This window comes from Pseudoalteromonas arctica (genome assembly GCF_012927645.1).
Taxonomy (GTDB): domain Bacteria; phylum Pseudomonadota; class Gammaproteobacteria; order Enterobacterales; family Alteromonadaceae; genus Pseudoalteromonas; species Pseudoalteromonas arctica_A.
In genome coordinates this window covers 19,806-36,522 of record NZ_JABBMT010000023.1, presented here as the reverse complement: position 1 = coordinate 36,522, position 16,717 = coordinate 19,806, and the positions used below count along the sequence as shown (strand labels likewise).

Below are 16,717 nucleotides of genomic sequence, written 5' to 3'. Positions count from 1 at the left end.
ATCATATATCATTACCCCGCAGGCTCTGTAAAGTATAATGGCTCACGTAAGTAGCTTGTTACTTTCCATGTTCGCAACATTCTTCATATTGTTCACTTTCGCTCATTCGTGATGTTTTCAACAATTTTATGGTGCGCTTATCGCGCAAGTTTCTATCGATTCAACGCTCACTTCCTACTTTATACAGTTTTAACAAATTACCTAAGATATTACTATCATTAAGCTTTTAATCAACTCCAAACAAAACCAAACGAAATAATATAAAAGCGTCGCTAGTAGCTGTCTTTCAGTTGATCTATAAACTTACTGGCTTCTACTACATAAACCATCATAAAACCCAATAATTTAGTATTAGGCGAGCTAGATTCAGCTCGCCTCTCATAGCTAGAAGCCCGTAGCAGATTACTTAATCTCTACTCTTTGTGAACGCATCACGATTTCATCGTTAAGTTCAATACCAATGCCCGGATCTTCCGATACTTCAAAGAAACCATTTTTAGGTTGTGGATCTTGTAAGCACAGTTCTCGGTTCCACTTTTTAATTGCATAAGTGTGATGCTCATGAATTAAAAAATTTGGAATAGCCGTTTCTAAATGTAATGATGCTGCGGTTGCAACTGGGCCACCACAGACATGAGCCTGAATACGCACATCAAAAATATCAGCGTAATCACACACTTTTTTAGTTTCAGTAAAACCACCACATAAACCGATATCTGGCTGTAATACATTAATGCTTTGATCTTCTAAATAAGGGCGTACACCCCAACGATTATATAAACGCTCGCCACCCGCAATTGGCACTGATACTTTATCTGCTACTTTGGCATGTAACGAATGATTTAAGTAGTTAACTGGTTCTTCATAAAACATACAGTCAAATTCTTTTGCGATCTCACCAATTTGAATAGCTGAGGTAACACCTGGTAAACTGTGGCATTCAAAAATGATATCGACTTCATCACCCACTGCTTCACGAATTGCCTGCATGCGTGCGCGATAGAGCTTCATTTCAGCGCGTGAAATAATGTTAGTGCGGTCGTAATAAGTATTGCCGTCTTTATCATATTGGATAGGATCAACTTTAACGGCATCGTAGCCTTCTGCTACTGCTTTTAACGCCGCTTCTGCATATTCTTGTGGCTGTACCAGCGCTTTAAACTCAGTGTCCCAGTCAAACTGCAATTGTGACGCATAAGTACGCAGTTTGTCGTTAACTTTACCACCTAGCAACTGATACACAGGTAAGCCTAATGCTTTACCCTTGATGTCCCATAAAGCGGTGTCTATCGCGCTCATTGCGGCATAAACTACAGGCCCCCCACCTAACCCCCAAAAGCTTTCACGCAACATACGCGACCATAATTTTTCAGTTTGAAATGGGTCATGACCAATTAAGAAAGCATCAGCCATTTCTTTGATCATAGCAGCGGCAGCACTGTGTCCAAGATCATAAGCTAGGCCAGCTTCGCCAACCCCGCTAATTCCTTCGTCTGTATGAATACGGACAAATACAGGAGTCCAAGCAGGTCTATCTGGACAATGGATATCAAACACTTCAACGCGATTAACTTTCATGACAATTCCTTATTAACCAAGGCTTAGATTATTTTGCAAAACTAGGATCAAGACGATGAGCCTTACGTAACATCGCAGGCCAAGCTAATTGTCCACCAGTACTACCGCTGTGCACTACATTCGCTTGATTATAAATATTATCGATTATGGCTTGAGGTACTGGTGTAACAGCTTGGCCACTGGCTTGTAAAGCTAGCTGTATTTCACAAGCACGCTGCAAGTCATAAAAACGCATAAATGCATCACCCACCGTTGGCCCCACAGTTAAACCACCATGGTTTACTAACAACATATGATTAGTATTAGCTAAGTCATCTTGCAGGCGTTTTTTTTCATCATTATTTACCGCTAGCCCTTCATAGCTGTGATAAGACAATGACGGCAGTGAAAACATTGAATACTGGCTAAGTGGCAGCAGGCCATTTTGCTGCGTGGCAACGGCAATCGTTTCTTTAGTATGTAAGTGAATAACACAATGGGCGTCATCACGCACTTCGTGAATCGCGCTATGAATCGTAAAGCCAGCAGGATTGATTGCAAATGGCGTGTCATCTAAAATGTTGCCGGCCAAGTCCACTTTAACTAAATTAGAAGCTGTTACTTCATCAAATGTGAGGCCAAACGCATTCACTAAATAATGGTCAGTGCCCGGCAAACGCGCCGATAAATGCGTGTAAATCAAATCACCCCAACGAAAATGATCAACCAACCGATAACAGGCGGCTAAATCAACTCGTAACTGCCATTCTTGTGCAGAGACTTTATTTTTTAAATCAAGTTGTGGCAATTCAAACATTATGGAGCCTTATTTAAACGCGTTAAAAGCAAAACACGAAATAGATGGATAGAAGTCTAAAGTAGTGTGCGTGGATGATCAATATTTAAAACAAAACAGCCACACCAAATTGGTGTGGCTGTTTTCTGTGAGTTAAGAAAGTAACTCTCGCTCAAAAAACTATTTTACGTTTGCTAAATAATCAGCAATCGCAGCCATTTCTTCGTCGGTTACCGTTGCAACCATGGCTTTCATAGCAGCAGTCATACCATTATTACGCGCACCTGATTTAATGTCTTTCATTTGTGCCACTAAGTAGTCTTTATTCTGACCATTCAGTTTAGGATACATTGCCATGATCGGCGCTTTACCTTCAGGACCGTGACAAGTCTGGCATAGCTTTGCTGTATAAAGCGCTGCACCATCGGCAGCCATGCTGTTAAATGATATACTAGCAACCATAGTGAGACTTGCACCTAAGAGTAATTTTGTTATCTTGCTCATTGTATTTTCTCTTCTTTTTGACGGTTTATAAAAATTATTAGCTTAATTGTAGACCATAATAACGGATCTTTGTACATTCCATATGTACGTAATTTATACACCAAGTAGATCACCAAACTCGCTGTTCAAGTGATCTCTTAGGCTACCAGACTAAATCATCTGGTACTTCAAAATCAGCATAAGGGTCATCTGCATCTTTACCTTTGTCTTCAGGCTCCACATGAAACACGATGTACTTTTCATCAACTTCTGCCACTTTACGCGCTGGCTCATCTTCAAGTACAAAAAACTGCCCTTCTAATACACAAATTGCCAGTCGGCCACCTGATAAGGCTTTTTGGGTTTGTTCATTTACGTCGAGCTCTTTGACTTTATTTTCGTAAGTAAAATTAAAAGTCCGCTCACCACGAATCGAATCTTGATTATGATGCTCTAATATCTGCTTTACGCGGGCAACTTGCTCACGTTGCTTTAACTCACCTTGACGAGCTTGATTTAATTCTTCTGCTTTTTTCTGCTGTTCTAACTTTGTTTGCTGAATATGCTTTTGCAGATCACTAGGGTTACTGGTTGCCCCTTTTTTTGGCTTTTTTTGTTGCTTACGCTTTTCACTTTTAGCTACTTTAGCTTTATGTGATGTGGTTAGTCCTGCTTGTAGCAATTGGTCTTGTAATGAACCCATGGCTTTGTTCCATTAAAAACTGATATTAAGATTATTTTAATCGTCAATGCAGAGAAATCATAGTGCTGTGGCCATTAATCTAACAAAGTGTTGCTATCGAGAATATGATTTAGCGCAATAAATACTTATTTCTAGAATAAAAGTAACCACTTAAAGAGCGTATTGAGGTTGAATTTAATGTCAATCAGGGTAAGCTGTGGTTTTTGTAGTAGGGCCTAATAAAATGCGGTTCAGTCATTTATTAAGTTGCTCACTGTTTATCTTCTTTGTGCTCTATGCACCACAGCCATTATTAAGCTTATTTGCAGAGCAATTTTCAGTTAGTCCTGCCACCGCAGGTAGCTTGATGACGGCGACTATGCTCCCTTTGGCGATTGCCCCTTTGGTATACGGCTTATTATTAGCTAAACGTAACCCTTTAACAATTCTTCGCTACGCGATGCTAGTACTCGCTGTTACCTGTGTTGCTTTTGCTTATACCCCCAGTTTTTAGTTATTACTGTTACTACGATTTTTACAAGGTTTAACCTTACCTGCCGCACTCACCGCAATGACCACTTACATAGACAGCACTTATCAAGCTGATAGTTTGCAAAAGAATATGACCTTCTATATTGGCAGTACAATTGCTGGGGGTTACTTTGGCCGAGTATTAGCGGCTATTTTTGCTGATTTATGGACTTGGCAAAGCTTCTATTTCGTTATTGCCGCTGGTTAATAAAATAAGCAGTGCACCACCGAGTGTAACTAATGGTGCTTATGTGTCGTTTTATTATAGTGGTGGGGCTTTGGCTCTTTTGTACCTGGCTTGATATATCAACAATTTGGCCATATCGCATTTATGTCCTCGTTATTATTGGTCTGTATATGCGGATTAATTTTAGTGAGTTCAGCTTATCTAGCGGGTAAAAAAACCACTTTAGGATGATGCCCTGTAGTGGCAAAAAAGTTTCTAAATCGGCTTTTTGCAATAACCATGTTTGGGTGTTCCCGAGTTAATGACAATGAAATAAATCACCAAACCATATGTCTTGATCAAGCCATAAAGTGACATTATTTTGCTTATCATTCACCAGAGCAAGCATAGATACACATCCTGGCGCGACTTTTATAAACAACGCCCCATCAAGCGTACACTTAAATCTCGCCATAACACTTCATTTATCTCATATTTATCGTCGCTACAGTATTTTTTATCATGCAACTCTTGTTTTAATAAGTGCACGGCTTGATCTTCTAATTCTAGTTTTAAACTATTCGATTCTTCAAAATATTCTTGCTCTGCAAAGTTTTTAAACTCACTGCGAGTAAGTGGTCGCTCTAAGTTTAAACTTTTGCGGCTATTTGCTTTAACCGACACAACATAGGCAAAAATTTTATTACCTTGCTCATCCAGCTTGGTATGTAACTGTTTGTTATTAATTTCAAAAGGCGGTTGTTCATTTTGACTTGCGCACCCGCAAAGCAAAACGAGCAGGATCAATGCATATTTTTTCATTTTTAAAGTCTTTTTACTATCCAGTGACTGCTAGTCTAGCAAAAATAGTTTACTTGCGTGAAAATTCGTAAAATATATAGAAAATGCTTGACCAAATTTAGAAATCTCATTAAAGTTCGTCCCGCTTGAAAGGGAATATCAAGTGGTTACGAAATTCGTAACTTTAGGAATGTGGGGCTATAGCTCAGCTGGGAGAGCGCCTGCCTTGCACGCAGGAGGTCAGCAGTTCGATCCTGCTTAGCTCCACCACTTTCCTCCCCTTTATTTTTATCTCTATGGCCATTACGCCAAACTCTTGTTTTAAATTCATATATTTTACTAAACAAAAAACTGTTGATTTTACACTCGTTATTGTCTCACTGTGCGCTACATTGTATTTACGATCAAAAATGCCGAGCATAAACTCGGCATTTTAATTAAGTTATTCGATTATTAATTATTCGCGAATTTGACCTACACCATTGACGAGGTACTTCTCCGTCGTTAATGATTCTAAACCCATTGGGCCATAAGCGTGTAGTTTTGACGTAGCAATACCAATCTCGGCACCTAGACCTAACTGTGAGCCGTCAGAGAAGCGTGATGAAGTATTAACCATCACGACAGAGGCATCAACACTGCGCTGGAACAATTCAGCTGCGGCTTGGTTTTTAGTGCAAATAACTTCCGTATGGTTTGAACCAAATTGTGCAATGTGATCAATCGCACCGGCAAAGTCTGGCACTACTCGAATGGCAATTTCTAAGTCAAGGTACTCTTCACCAAACTGTTCAGGTGCTAGCACTGTCGCATTATCAAAATATTGTGCAGCTTGGCTATCAGCGTTAATTTTTACACCTTCTTGGCGTAATACAACAGCACATAAATTTAAAAACTCATCGGCAACATCCTGATGAACAACGAGACCTTCTAGTGCATTACACACGCCAGTACGCTGAGTTTTACCGTTCAGTAGCAAGTTAATCGCCACTTCTAAGTCAGCGTCTTTATCTACGTATAAATGACACACACCTTTAAAATGCTGGATCACAGGAATTGTACTGTTATCTGTTACAAAGTTAATGAGCCCTTCGCCGCCGCGTGGGATGATTAAGTCAATGCTGTCACGTTGCTGCATCAATTCCATTAATAATCCGCGGTCTGGATCTGGAATAACTGAGATTAACGCTGCCGGTAAATTATGCTGCTCTAATACTTGATGCATGACACTGGCAATGGCTTGCGAGCTTTTTAGCGCCTCTTTACCACCACGTAAAATGACCCCATTACCTGATTTAAAACACAAAGCACCTGCGTCAGCGGTTACATTTGGACGTGCTTCATAAATCATACAAACAACACCCAATGGTACGCGCATTTTACGAATTTTAATCCCATTAGGGCGCTCAGTAATATCGCGTAATTGACCCACTGGATCCTCAAGGCTTACTATCACTTCAATGCCTTCAGCCATTGCTTCAATACGTTCATCATTGAGTGTTAAACGGTCAATCATAGCGGCTGCTAGATTGTTATCGCGGGCTGCGGCTAAATCACTTTCGTTTTCTTTAGTAATAAATGCTTTTTGCTGACGTAATGCTGCTGCCATATCCAGTAACACCTTATTTTTGCTCTCGGTATCGAGTAAGGCTAACTGATGCGCCGCTTTTGCTGCCTGACGTGAAATATCTGTAATTAAACTCATGACTTCTCCAATAATGCGATATCTTTTTCTGAAATAACGGGACCGATTGAATCTTGCATCTTGTCGCTAAACTCGCTTTGTTCGTTATCAGCTATAAAATTCAGTAAACAACTACTGTAATTTGCAGTTGCCTTGGCTAATCGAGTGCCGTCGTTACTACGTACCAAAATGGTATCACCAATGGCAAATTCACCATGCACGGCAACAATTTCATCACCACGGATACAGCCACTTTCACCCTCTAAAGATTCATCGTATGAACCTGCGACAACCACTTCACCTTGCTCACTTGCAGTATGAGTCATCCAGTGCACAGCTTCTTGCATCGGTTTTTCGTATGGTAAAAAAATAGTACCAGGGTTCTCACCTGCCAGTAGCTTTGTAAATGTCTGCTCTTTAAAACCATTAATTATATAAGTAGTAATACCATGTGAAGTGGCTTTTTCTGCCGCTTCAATTTTCGTTTTCATACCACCGGTGCCAACCGCACTGGTTGCAGATCCTGCCATAGCATAAATTGATTCATCAATTGATTTAATTTCAGGCAGTAATATTGCATCCTCGTGCAGGTTAGGATTTTTATCATAAAGCCCATCCACATCTGAAAATATCATCAATGCATCAGCATCTGCTGCAGCAGCAACCATTGCCGATAAGTTATCGTTATCACCGACTTTCAAATCATCGGTTGTCACCGTATCATTTTCGTTCATGATTGGCAGCACACCATGATCAAGCAAGGTGAAAACAGTTTCTCTAATACTCTCATAACGCTCACGGTCACGTAAGTCACCATGAGTTAATAAAATTTGTGCCGATGGGAAATCAAAAAAACGGTCCCACATAGCCATCATTTCTGTTTGTCCCGCTGCTGCCATCGCTTTTTTCATCGCCACGGTGCGCTCTTGTGTCGCTGGAAATAAATGTGCGCCAGCGGCAACAGAGCCTGATGAAACTAAAATCACTTCAATTCCTTGACTACGACAACGAACAATAAACTGAGCGATGGTTAATAAATAGCGTGAGCGACAACCATCTTGATCAGGTGCAATCAATGCGCTGCCTACTTTTAATACAATACGTCGCCAATTTAACTTTTGCATAAGTGTTCAACTTTCCATTTTAACTGTGTCTTATCCAAATAGGATAAGTATGAAAACATTCTCCTAGTGCCTGCCTAGGTAACGAGTTAACAATTTATACTTACCATTACTCACTTTCTTTAGTAATCACTTTTTAACACCCAGCCAAAAACGCTCACTTAATTAACTAAGTGCATTTGATATAGCATAACTTTAGCTCAATCATTAAGACTGAACAGTTATAGAGTAAATAAAAAAGTGTTGTTTATGCATCGCTGTAAAAGCTGTGTGAAGCTTTTTTATTAACAACATACATAGAGCCTCTAAAGTCTGGTACACCAACAGATAGGGTGATGACTCAAGGACCGAGATTTGCTCACCACGATGGGTGTCAAATATTGAGTAAATAATAGTTCAACTCAAACAATATAAATCACAATAGATGTAATTTATGTTCAAGTTAACTGATTACTAAAAATGAGTAAAATTGTACAAACTGCATTCAAAACAATTAATTTATTGATTTTTAAGTATATAAATATAGAAACCTCTATCTAAACTGCTTAACTTTAAGACAATCTAAAAATAACTATATCTATTTGCTTAGACCTAACAAGTAACTAATTAGATAACTAATTATTTGAATACTAACTATATTACGCTATTCTCAGCCTAAAGATCAAGGCTATATTTTATCCATTCGGCTTACTATAGCGATCAATTAATTTTAAAAGCATTAATATTCAATTAGTTAAATAGAATTTAATTTGTTTCAAATATTTCAAAACCAATAAATTATCATTTCTTCTACAAATAAGTTGGTAAACAGCTAAAATTCTATTAGGAAAAATTAACATACATGTGTATACCCCTGTATTATAAGTATCGAAAGCTTTACTCCTAATCGTTGTAATAAATAAGGAATACTTCATCTATGTCAGCTATTTATATCGCAGGGATCGCTCTATGTTCGGTTCTCGCCCAATGGATAGCATGGGGTTTTCGTGTCCCAGCTATTTTATTCTTGTTGCTTACAGGCCTGCTACTTGGCCCTGCTACGGGTTTACTTGATCCAGATGCACTGCTTGGTGATTTACTCTTCCCGGTAGTCTCGCTTAGTGTTGCGGTGATCTTATTTGAAGGTTCTTTGACTCTGCACTTTCGAGAACTCAAAGGCATTGGCAAGGTAGTCCGTAACTTATGCTCAATTGGCATGATTACGACTTGCATAGTACTAAGCCTTAGTGCTTATTGGATTTTAGAACTCAACTGGCGCGTAGCAGCGGTGCTCGGTGCGGTATTAGTTGTTACTGGCCCAACAGTTATTGCACCACTATTAAACTCAATGCGGCCAACCCAAGATATTGATCGCATACTACGTTGGGAAGGCATCGTTATTGACCCAATTGGCGCTTTATTTGCGGTGTTAGTATTTGAAGCGGTGATGCTGGTAGGTCAAGGTGAAGTGTTTATTCATACCGTAATTGCCTTGTTTAAAACCTTAGGAGTCGGTTTATCTATTGGCGTGGTCGCAGGTTGGCTTACAACGTTACTGATCCGCCGCGAATGGCTGCCGTTTGAGTTACATAAATTCGGCATCTTAGCGTTGGTACTTATTAGCTTTACAGTCTCAAATCATTTGAGCCATGAGTCAGGCCTATTAGCGGTTACTGTATTTGGTATTTGGTTAGCGAATCAGGACGATTTAGAAATTGATTCTGTTTTAGAGTTTAAAGAAGATCTGTCCATGATCTTAATTTCAACCTTATTCATTTTGCTTGCTGCGCGTTTAGAATTAGCTGATTTAATGATGCTTGATGCCGATGTGTTTATCTTTTTGGCTATCGTGTTATTTATCGCTCGTCCATTGTGTATTGCGATCTCCACTTTCGGCACTGAGCTACCAATTAAATCTCGCTTAGTGCTCGCTTGGATTGCACCACGTGGTATTGTCGCAGCTGCGGTAGGCTCTGTTTTTGCTATTAGTATGATGGAAGCTGGTGTTGCTGATGCCGAGAAAATGGTGCCACTGATTTTTACCGTTATCATCATCACAGTGGTGCTGCAAAGCTTAACTGCGATTCCGATTGCGAAACTATTAGGTGTTCGTCAACCTTCACCAAATACTATTTTGATCATTGGTGCAAACCATGTCGCTCGTGCCATTGCTTGTGGGCTAAAAGAGCAAAATATTCCAGTGCACTTATCAGATCCAGCTTGGGAAAACTGCCGCATGGCACGTATGGATGGACTGCCTTGTTATTATGGTAACCCGCAATCAGAACATGCTGAACGTTACTTACCCCTGACAACTCTACGCAGCGTAATGGCGCTTTCGCCAAACCGCCATCATAACGCGCTAGGCGTGCAGTACTTTTCACATTTATTGAATGAAAAGAACGTCTTTTCATTGCGTTCTTCGACCTCTCATGCCAAAGCAAACAAAGACAGCGCAACATTTTTATCTCGGCAAATTTTGTTTGGTGACAGCGGCTCTTATGCACGTTTAAGTAGCTTAATTGCTAAAGGCGGTAAGGTTAGTGTAACGCGAATTTCTGAAGAGTTTAACTGGGGCAGATACCAAGAGATGAACAGCGATGCAATTCCGTTATTTATTCTCAATGGTGACAAAGACAACGATGATGATAGCCCTATCAAACTGCGCCCATTTACTATTAATATGGAAAAACCACCGCAAGAAGGTGAACGTGTTGTCGCGATGCTGCCACCAAAAATGTCGGTGTTAAAAGATCCAAACAACGGTAAAAATAAAGAACCGAAAGAAATAAAAGAGTAAAACGAACAGGGCTAGGTATCACACCTAGCCCTTTTACTTTCAACTCACTAACCTTACCCTTTCTAACTCGCTAACTAAGCAACTCAACCCTACAATGGCAAGCGCGCACGTGCTACTACACTATCGGGCATTTTTTGCGCCAATTGGGCTAGCGAGCGTTCAATCTTTTTATGGGTTGCTTTATCTGCAACCATACTATGAAATAACCAACGATATGCGTCTTCGTAATCACGTGGACTGCCATAGCCTTGATTAAATAAATTAACTAACCGCAATTGTGCTTTTAAATTACCTTGTGATGAGGCTTCACGCAGATAGGTTACAGCCAGTGCTTTATCTTTTTGCACTAAACGCCCAGTATCATAGTAACGTCCAAGTTGCTCTAATGCCACCGCTAAGCCTTGCTGAGCGGCTTGGCGCATGTAGTACACACCTAACTCCACATTGCGATCAACACACACCGCATAAGCCAGCATATCGCCATATAAAAATTGATACGATGGCAGTGCCATTTTATTGGCTCGTGCCTCAATATCCTGTACTAACTGGCAATCATCTGCTTTAACGCGTGCTAAATGTGTATTCTTATTAATTAACGCTAACAGCTCAGTTTCTGTATATAGTGGCACGGCTGCTATGGTCTCTTCAGACTTGACGTGGCTTGCCAGCAAAAACGATAACGGCACTAATGATAAACAAGTTAACAAACGCATTTAGGTCACTTTAAATTAAAAACCATCTTGCTAAAGTTTATACAAAGATCGTTCCATATTGAAATAAAGACACAAAAAAAGCTGCACATGGCAGCTTTTTAGTTCTATGAGTGATTATGCAAACGGGCTACGTAAAACCATAGTTTCTACACGGTCAGGACCTGTAGAAATAATATCAACAGGTACGCCGGTGATTTCTTCAATGCGTTTGATGTAATCAAGCGCCGCTTTTGGTAGCTGCTCAACAGTGGTAACACCCACTGTATTTTCAGTCCAACCAGGCATTTCTTCATAGACTGGCGTTACTTTCTCATAACCTTCAGCAGCAAGTGGCGTCACATTAGTGATAGTGCCATCTTCTAGCTGGTAACCAGTACAGATTTTTAGTGTTTCTAAACCATCTAACACGTCTAGTTTAGTTAAACAAAAACCTGAGATAGAGTTAATTTGTACCGCACGGCGCATTGCCACAGCATCTAACCAACCGGTACGACGTAAGCGACCAGTCGTTGCACCAAACTCATGACCGACAGTACCCAAGTGCTTGCCAACTGGGTCTTGTTTTTCTAAACCGTCGTAAAGCTCGGTAGGGAAAGGACCAGAACCAACACGTGTGGTGTAAGCTTTGATAATACCTAGTACATAATCAAGGTTTAACGGACCAAAGCCAGCACCTGTAGCAACGCCACCAGCAGTAGTATTTGAAGATGTTACATATGGATAAGTACCGTGATCGATATCAAGTAATGTACCTTGCGCGCCTTCAAACAAGATATTGTCACCCGCTAAACGCGTTTGATCAAGTAACTCAGTTACGTCCACAACCATTGCTTTCAGGATATCTGCAACAGCCATTGCATCATCAAGCGTCTGCTGGAAGTCTACCGCATCTACTTTGTAGTAGTTAACTAACGTGAAGTTATGATATTCCAGTACTTCTTTCAGTTTTGCTGCGAATAGTTCAGGGTTGAATAAGTCACCGATACGTAAACCGCGACGAGCAACTTTATCTTCATACGCTGGACCAATACCACGACCTGTTGTACCAATCGCTTTATTACCACGTGCTTTTTCACGAGCTACATCTAATGCGATGTGGAAAGGCAAAATAAGCGGACATGCTTCACTGATCAATAAACGTTCACGTACTGGTACGCCACGTTCTTCAAGCATGCCAATCTCTTTCATTAGCGCTTCTGGTGAAACAACAACACCATTACCAATCACACACTTAACATTGTCACGTAATACACCCGATGGAATAAGGTGTAAAACCGTCTTTTCACCTTCAATTACCAGTGTATGACCAGCGTTATGGCCACCTTGGTAACGAACTACTAAAGATGCTTTGTCTGTAAGGAGGTCAACTACCTTACCCTTACCTTCGTCACCCCATTGGGTGCCTAATACAACAACGTTTTTACCCATTGTAAATTCACTTAGAAAAAATTAGGACGAGATTTTACCAGATAATGAGGGAAAAGATCACCCCCGTTTAGGTTATTTTTTCTGCGCAGCCCCACAACGACCTTTGCAATAAAAATTAACTGGTTGAATAACATTAAGTTACTCATAAAAACTCATCTTACTAAAAGAAAAACCCTGCATACACAGGGTTTAGATTTGTGCTAAATTTAGAAAAGATTACTGTGCCGCAGCACCTTTCATATATCTAAAGAAGTCACTGTCTGGTGATAATACCATTACGTCTTGCTTGTCTTTGAAGGTCTTTTTATAGGCCTCTAATGAGCGTACAAAACCAAAGAATTCAGCATCTTTATTATACGCATTAGCATAAATAGCCGCAGCTTTTGCATCGCCTTCACCGCGAACAGTACGGGCATTACGCTCAGCATCAGCCAACATTACTGTGACGCGACGGTCAATATCAGCGCGGATAGTTTCGGCTTTTTCTTGACCTTCAGAACGATGCTCTTTAGCAACAGCAGTACGCTCTGCACGCATACGTTGGTAAATTGAATTACTCACTTCTGACGGTAAGTTGATTTGCTTAACACGTACATCAAGTACTTCAATACCTAGCTCTTGCGCACTTTCAGAAGCTTGAACTAATGCTTCTTCCATTAACTCGCTACGTTCACCCGAAACAATCTCACGGATAGTACGTGAACCAAAGTTAGTACGTAGACCATTATTTACTTTTTGCTTGAGTAGCGCTTCGGCGTATTGTTTATCACCACGAGCACGTAAGTAAAAAGCACTAAAATCACTAACACGCCATTTAACGTAAGAATCAACGATTAAGTCTTTTTTCTCGCTAGTAACAAAACGATCTGGCGTACCATCTAACGTCTGAATACGCGCATCAATACGGCGTACTTGGCTAAAGAAAGGTACTTTGAATTGTAAGCCAGGGCCAAAAACAATTGCTTTATCATCACTGTCTTTTTGCACTTTACTGAAAAGCATAACAATTGCTTTTTGCCCTTCAGGCACTACGAACACTGACGAAAACGACAACACAACGGCCGCTAATAATATAACTAAACTAAAGTTTTTCATTGCGCTTATCTCCCGTCGTTAAAGCGATCAGCACCAAAGCGGTCTGAACTTGAGTTCAAAGTGCTATTGCGCGATGTATTAACTTTATTACGTAAGTCGTTAATATCACTCGAACTAGGTAATGCAACACGGGTTGCGTTCCCTTGCTTATCCATGATTTTATCAAGTGGTAAATACATCATATTATTACCGCCTTTAACATCGACTAACACTTTTGAGCTATTTCCTAGCACCTCTTCCATAGCATCGATATATAAACGTTCACGAGTTACACGCTTAGCAGCCTGATATTCAGGTAATAGCTTTTCAAAACGCGCAACTTCACCTTGAGCTTCTAAAATAATGCGCTCGCCGTAACCTTCAGCTTCTTGTGTCATACGGGTAACTTGACCACGAGCACGCGGTTCAATTTCACGCGCGTATGCTTCAGCTTCACGAATAAAACGTTGTTCATCTTCTTGTGCGGAAATAGCATCATCAAACGCATCCTTAACTTCAGCCGGTGGGCGCGAATCTTTAAAGTTAACGTCTGTTACAATCAAACCTAAGTTATACGGTTCGACGATTTGATTCAGTTCATCCCATGTATTTTGACGCACAACCTCACGGCCATTCGTTAATACTTGGTCCATTTTTGAATGACCAACAACATAACGTAATGCACTTTCTAGCGCTTCTTCTAAGCTAGAATCCGCGTTAGTTACGCTAAATTTATATAGGAAAGGGTCAATAACCCGGTATTGCACCTGAAACTCAACGCTTACCACGTTCTCATCTTCAGTGAGCATAAAACCAGATGTCGATAATGAGCGAACTGCTTCAATATCAACCGGAATTACCGTTTCAATAAAGGTCATCTTCCAACGCAGACCTGGATCTGCAATGCGGTCAAATTGACCAAAATGTAAAACGATGCCGCGTTCTGCTTCTTTCACGGTATAAATACCGCTCAATGCCCATACAATTGCAGCAATGATCAGTACAAATGAAAGACCAGCTCCACCAAGTCCGCCGCCGCCATTGCCGGATTTTTTACCGCCAAATAAGCCACCAAACTTGCTGCTGAATTTGCGAAACACCTCGTCTAAGTCAGGTGGGCCTTGATCACGTCCGCCTTTTTTGTTCCACGGATCTTTATCATTGCCATTATTACCCGGTTCATTCCAGGCCATAGCTATACTCCATTGTTATCTAAATAATTTAGGTAATTACGTTAAATCTAACAAAAATACCGCAGTTCTCATACTAAAAATGACATTGTGCGGTAGTTTTTTCGAATTACGAAATAAAAGCGTCGATTTCAGGACCAAACTCTTTTTTTAAGCGATTCCATTCTACCATAGGTAGTCGCGTAGCAAGTAACCAATGTCCCTGTTCATCAAAGTCTTCTTGATGCACAGCATTTAAATTGAACAACGCAGCACGTAAACGACCATATTGTGGAGCTAATTTAAGCGTATGAACAAACATTTTCTTTGCTAACAGCTCGCTGATAGCTTCAGACAATAATTCACACCCTGCGCCACTGTGTGCCGACAACCATACCCTAATAGGCAGGCCTTCATCGTCACGGTCAATCCGTGGTTCAATATCTTCGAGCGCATCAATTTTGTTGTAAACCAGCAATTGCGGCACTTCATCAGCTTCTATTTCTTTAAGGACCGATTGTACCTGTTCAATATTCTCTTTACGACGATGATCTGCAACATCGACCACATGAAGTTGTAAATCAGCTTCGCGAGTTTCAGTTAGCGTCGCTTTAAATGCGGCAACTAAGTCATGCGGTAAATGACGAATAAAGCCAACGGTATCGGCTAAAATTATCGAACCAACGTCTTCTATTTCGAGTTTACGTAAGGTTGGATCAAGCGTCGCGAACAGTTGATCAGCAGCATACACATTAGAATTAGTAATACGATTAAATAGCGTCGACTTACCCGCATTGGTATACCCTACCAACGACACCGTAGGAATTTCATTACGGTTACGAGCACGTCTACCTTGCTCACGCTGCACTGCCACTTTTTCTAACCGTGCGCGAATACTTTGAATACGAACTCGTAATAAACGTCTATCTGTTTCTAGCTGAGTTTCACCTGGCCCGCGCAAACCGATCCCGCCTTTTTGGCGTTCAAGATGCGTCCAGCCTCGGATCAAACGCGTCGACATATGACGCAATTGTGCTAGCTCAACCTGCAACTTACCTTCATGAGTACGTGCACGCTGGGCAAAAATATCAAGAATAAGCGTCGTTCTATCAAGCACACGACATTGGCAAACGCGCTCTAAATTGCGTTCTTGTGATGGTCTGAGTTGATGATTAAAAATGACGACATCTGCGTTGTGGATTTTAACAATCTCAGCAATTTCTTCAGCCTTTCCGGTACCGACGAATAGTTTCGGATGTGGTGCTTGACGGCTGCCTTGCACAACCGCCAAACTGCTAACACCAGCAGAAGATACCAACATTTCTAATTCATGAAGATCTTCACGATCCCCTTCTTTTGGAAAGTCGATATGAACTAAGACTGCCTGTTCGCCGGCTTCATAACGGTCAAACAAACATTATGCTCCTAATTTAAAAATTTCCAGCTTCAGGCTCTTCACCGTCTTCACTTCCTTGAATACCTTGGAAGTTAACAGCACGAGCAGGAACTACGGTAGAAATCGCATGTTTATACACCATTTGATTCACGGTGTTTTCTAGTAAAATAACAAATTGATCAAATGACTGGATCTTACCTTGTAGTTTGATGCCATTAACCAAAAAGATTGATACTGGAATACGCTCACGACGTAGCGCATTCAAAAATGGGTCTTGTAACGATTGGCCTTTTGCCATGTTATTTTCCTTCGTTCTAGGTGTTATTATAATTAAGTG

The 16,717-nt window shown here is 40.6% G+C and carries 14 protein-coding genes, 1 tRNA gene and 2 pseudogenes; 3 read left to right on the top strand and 14 right to left on the bottom strand.

Annotation, left to right across the window (positions count from 1 at the left end):
- Positions 1-402: 402 nt before the first annotated feature.
- The 4 genes from HHO47_RS13695 to HHO47_RS13680 form a co-directional block, all read right to left on the bottom strand.
- Positions 403-1,578 carry a mandelate racemase/muconate lactonizing enzyme family protein gene (locus tag HHO47_RS13695; RefSeq protein ID WP_169020796.1) on the bottom strand — a complete coding sequence of 392 codons (1,176 nt, stop codon included), beginning with the start codon at positions 1,576-1,578 and terminating at the stop codon, positions 403-405.
- Positions 1,579-1,606: 28 nt separating this feature from the next.
- A complete protein-coding gene (locus HHO47_RS13690; RefSeq protein ID WP_169020795.1) occupies positions 1,607-2,374 on the bottom strand; it encodes a class II aldolase/adducin family protein in 768 nt (255 codons plus the stop codon).
- A 159-nt stretch (positions 2,375-2,533) separates the two neighbouring features.
- A complete protein-coding gene (locus HHO47_RS13685) occupies positions 2,534-2,857 on the bottom strand; it encodes a c-type cytochrome (protein WP_169020794.1) in 324 nt (107 codons plus the stop codon).
- Positions 2,858-2,999: 142 nt separating this feature from the next.
- A complete protein-coding gene (locus HHO47_RS13680; RefSeq protein WP_149980503.1) occupies positions 3,000-3,539 on the bottom strand; it encodes a DUF2058 domain-containing protein in 540 nt (179 codons plus the stop codon).
- Positions 3,540-3,762: 223 nt separating this feature from the next.
- Here HHO47_RS13680 and HHO47_RS13675 point away from each other — a divergent pair.
- A pseudogene (locus HHO47_RS13675) lies at positions 3,763-4,467 on the top strand (MFS transporter).
- On the opposite strand, the pseudogene HHO47_RS19415 reads toward HHO47_RS13675, so the two are convergent.
- Together HHO47_RS19415 and HHO47_RS13665 are read right to left on the bottom strand one after the other, a co-directional pair.
- Positions 4,434-4,660 (bottom strand): annotated as a pseudogene (locus tag HHO47_RS19415) (prolyl-tRNA synthetase associated domain-containing protein); the annotation flags it as partial. The pseudogenes HHO47_RS13675 and HHO47_RS19415 overlap by 34 nt on opposite strands.
- Entirely contained in the window at positions 4,648-5,037 is a 390-nt protein-coding gene (locus HHO47_RS13665) for a hypothetical protein (RefSeq protein ID WP_169020793.1), read from the bottom strand. The gene HHO47_RS13665 and the pseudogene HHO47_RS19415, both read right to left, overlap by 13 nt.
- 173 nt (positions 5,038-5,210) lie before the next feature.
- Between HHO47_RS13665 and HHO47_RS13660 the strand changes: the two genes are divergently transcribed.
- Positions 5,211-5,286: transfer RNA gene (locus HHO47_RS13660), tRNA-Ala, on the top strand.
- A gap of 187 nt (positions 5,287-5,473) precedes the next feature.
- On the opposite strand, the gene HHO47_RS13655 is transcribed toward HHO47_RS13660, so the two are convergent.
- Both HHO47_RS13655 and proB read right to left on the bottom strand, forming a co-directional pair.
- Complete coding sequence (locus tag HHO47_RS13655) at positions 5,474-6,721, bottom strand: glutamate-5-semialdehyde dehydrogenase (protein ID WP_169020792.1); 1,248 nt, start codon at positions 6,719-6,721, stop codon at positions 5,474-5,476.
- Positions 6,718-7,824, bottom strand: coding sequence for a glutamate 5-kinase (gene proB, locus HHO47_RS13650; RefSeq protein WP_169020791.1), 1,107 nt, complete (start codon positions 7,822-7,824; stop codon positions 6,718-6,720). The genes HHO47_RS13655 and proB overlap by 4 nt, the downstream gene beginning before the upstream one ends.
- Positions 7,825-8,737: 913 nt before the next feature.
- Here proB and HHO47_RS13645 point away from each other — a divergent pair.
- A complete protein-coding gene (locus tag HHO47_RS13645) occupies positions 8,738-10,600 on the top strand; it encodes a cation:proton antiporter (RefSeq protein ID WP_169020790.1) in 1,863 nt (620 codons plus the stop codon).
- Positions 10,601-10,689: 89 nt separating this feature from the next.
- Here the strand turns inward: HHO47_RS13645 and HHO47_RS13640 are convergent, their stop codons facing one another.
- From HHO47_RS13640 to hfq, 6 genes are all read right to left on the bottom strand, one after another.
- The gene (locus tag HHO47_RS13640) at positions 10,690-11,313 is read right to left on the bottom strand and encodes a tetratricopeptide repeat protein (RefSeq protein WP_169020789.1); all 624 of its coding nucleotides are present in this window, start codon (positions 11,311-11,313) and stop codon (positions 10,690-10,692) included.
- A gap of 114 nt (positions 11,314-11,427) precedes the next feature.
- Positions 11,428-12,741 carry an adenylosuccinate synthase gene (locus HHO47_RS13635; RefSeq protein ID WP_169020788.1) on the bottom strand — a complete coding sequence of 438 codons (1,314 nt, stop codon included), beginning with the start codon at positions 12,739-12,741 and terminating at the stop codon, positions 11,428-11,430.
- A 216-nt stretch (positions 12,742-12,957) separates the two neighbouring features.
- A complete protein-coding gene (gene hflC, locus HHO47_RS13630) occupies positions 12,958-13,836 on the bottom strand; it encodes a protease modulator HflC (protein WP_169020787.1) in 879 nt (292 codons plus the stop codon).
- Between the two features lie 5 nt (positions 13,837-13,841).
- The gene (gene hflK, locus HHO47_RS13625; RefSeq protein ID WP_169020786.1) at positions 13,842-15,008 is read right to left on the bottom strand and encodes an FtsH protease activity modulator HflK; all 1,167 of its coding nucleotides are present in this window, start codon (positions 15,006-15,008) and stop codon (positions 13,842-13,844) included.
- 106 nt (positions 15,009-15,114) lie between these two features.
- On the bottom strand, positions 15,115-16,398 hold the full coding sequence (hflX, locus tag HHO47_RS13620; RefSeq protein ID WP_169020785.1) for a ribosome rescue GTPase HflX: 1,284 nt from the start codon (positions 16,396-16,398) through the stop codon (positions 15,115-15,117).
- A gap of 16 nt (positions 16,399-16,414) precedes the next feature.
- Positions 16,415-16,678 (bottom strand): RNA chaperone Hfq, encoded by a 264-nt coding sequence (gene hfq, locus HHO47_RS13615; protein ID WP_064668197.1) that lies wholly within the window; start codon positions 16,676-16,678, stop codon positions 16,415-16,417.
- Positions 16,679-16,717: the final 39 nt, after the last annotated feature.